Here is a 2,504-nt window from a genome sequence, read left to right on the forward strand (position 1 = left end):
TCGAGGCGGGCAAGCCGCTCGAGCTCGCCGCCATCATCGACGCCGTGATCGAGCTGGCCGACCTCGCCGAGGTGGACGCACCGTCCATGCGTGCCATCGCCGCGACGAGCGCTCTGCTCGCGGAGACGCGCTCCCCGGAGTGAGCCGGCCCGGCCCACGCTCGGCCATTCGCCGCTGCTCGTGAACATGGCCAGCAGCCTGCTCGTGCACGTGCGCCCGATCCGAGGCAGCACGATCGGCGACGCCGAGCTGGCCGAGCGCCTGGTCCGCGATCACGCGCTCGACCTCGCGGCCACGTCAGAGAGGCGGTCTAGCACTTGGACCCGAGGTATGAGAACCTCGGCGCCGGGGACACTATCCGCACCCACCCGAACGACGAAAGAGGGCCGACGTGACGGCTGCGACCACCGAGAAACAGCGAGAGACGACTCCGGCCGCACGGGAGGCCGAGCCCGGAACGATCTCGGGCGGCCACCTGGTGGCAAAGGCACTGAAGGCAGAGGGCATCGACGTCATCTTCACCCTCTGCGGCGGCCACATCATCGACATCTACGACGGCTGCATCGACGAGGGCATCAAGGTCGTCGACGTGCGTCACGAGCAGGTGGCGGCGCACGCCGCCGACGGCTACGCACGCGTCACCGGCCGGCCCGGCTGCGCCGTGGTCACCGCCGGCCCCGGCACGACCGACGCCGTCACCGGCGTCGCCAACGCCTTCCGCGCCGAGAGCCCGATGCTGCTGATCGGCGGCCAGGGCGCGCTCAACCAGCACCGCATGGGCTCCCTGCAGGACCTGCCCCACGTCGACATCATGCGCCCGATCACGAAGTTCTCCTCGAGCGTGCTCACGACCGAGCGGGTCGCGGACATGTGCTCGATGGCCTTCCGCGAGGCGCTTGCGGGCGCCCCGGGCCCCGCGTACCTGGAGATCGGGCGCGACATCCTCGACGCCAAGGTCCCGCTCGAGAGCGCGGTCATCCCGCAGCCGGGTCATTACCGCGCCTCGACGAAGAGCACCGGCGATCCGAACGACATCGATCGCCTGGCCGACATCCTCGTCAAGGCCGAGCGGCCGTGCGTGCTGCTGGGCAGCCAGGTCTGGACGGCGCGCGGGGCCGAGGCCGCGACCGACTTCGTCCGCCGCCTCAACATCCCCGCCTTCATGAACGGGGCGGCCCGCGGCACGCTCCCGCCGGGAGATCCGCATCACTTCCACCTCACCCGGCGCTACGCGTTCAAGAACGCCGACGTGATCCTCATCGTCGGGACGCCGTTCGACTTCCGCATGGGCTACGGCAAGCGCCTGAGCCAGGAGGCCACGGTCGTCCAGATCGACATGGACTACCGCACGGTGGGCAAGAACCGCGACGTGTCCCTCGGGCTCGTCGGCGACCCGGGCGCGATCCTGAGCGCCGTGGCCGAGGCCGCGGAGGGGCAGGGCGCCAAGGGCGCCGCCAGCGATCGGGAGTCGTGGCTCCAGACGCTGCGGGACGAGGAGCAGAAGGCCAAGGAGGAGCGCCTGCCGCGCCTGATGCGTGAGGACGCGCCGGTCCACCCGCTGCGGCTCGCGCACGAGATCAACGAGTTCCTCACCGAGGACTCGATGTACATCGGCGACGGCGGCGACGTCGTCACCTTCTCCGGCGGCGTCGTGCAGCCAAGGGGCCCGGGCCTGTGGATGGACCCGGGTCCGCTCGGCACCCTCGGGGTCGGCGTGCCCTTCGCCATGGCGGCGAAACTCGCGCGGCCTGACCGCGAGGTGGTCTGCCTGTTCGGCGATGGCGCCTTCAGCCTCACTGGCTGGGACTTCGAGACGATGGTTCGCTTCGACCTCCCGTTCATCGGCGTTGTCGGCAACAACTCGTACATGAACCAGATCCGCTACGGCCAGATCCAGAAATACGGTGAGGAGCGCGGCGACGTCGGGAACAAGCTCGGCGACGTGAAGTACGACCTGTTCGCCAAGATGCTCGGCGGCTATGGGGAGGAGGTCCGCGAGCCCAAGGAGATCCGTCCCGCCCTCGAGCGGGCCCGCGAGTCGGGCAAGCCCTCGCTGATCAACGTGTGGATCGACCAGAACGTGTTTGCGCCCGGCACGATGAACCAGACGATGTACAAGTAGGGGAGGAGGCGGGAATGAGAAAAGCCCTCGAGGGAGTCCGCGTCGTGGACATGACCCACGTCCAGGCCGGGCCGGTGTGCACGCAGCTGCTGGCCTGGATGGGCGCGGACGTGATCAAGATCGAGCGGCCGGGCGGCGGGGACGTCACCCGGAGTCAGCTGCGCGACCTGCCGGACGTCGACAGCCTCTACTTCACGATGCTGAACGGCAACAAGCGCAGCCTGACGCTGAACATGAAGGCAGACGAGGGCAAGGAGGTCTTCTCCCAGCTGCTGGAGCGCAGTGACATCGTGGTCGAGAACTTCGGCCCCGGGGTCATGGATCGGATGGGCTACACCTGGGAGCGCATCCAGGAGATCAACCCGCAGATCATCTACGCCTC

Annotated in this window: 2 protein-coding genes; both read left to right on the top strand. The window is 69.0% G+C overall.

The window, feature by feature from the left end; translation table 11 throughout:
* Window positions 1-460 precede the first annotated feature (460 nt).
* Complete coding sequence (locus AABM41_09720; GenBank protein ID MEK6192575.1) at window positions 461-2,122, top strand: thiamine pyrophosphate-binding protein; 1,662 nt, start codon at window positions 461-463, stop codon at window positions 2,120-2,122.
* Between the two features lie 14 nt (window positions 2,123-2,136).
* Window positions 2,137-2,504 (top strand): CoA transferase (locus AABM41_09725; protein MEK6192576.1); only part of this gene is annotated, 368 nt, incomplete at its 3' end.

It is taken from the genome of Chloroflexota bacterium, assembly GCA_038040195.1.
Taxonomy (GTDB): domain Bacteria; phylum Chloroflexota; class Limnocylindria; order QHBO01; family QHBO01; genus DASTEQ01.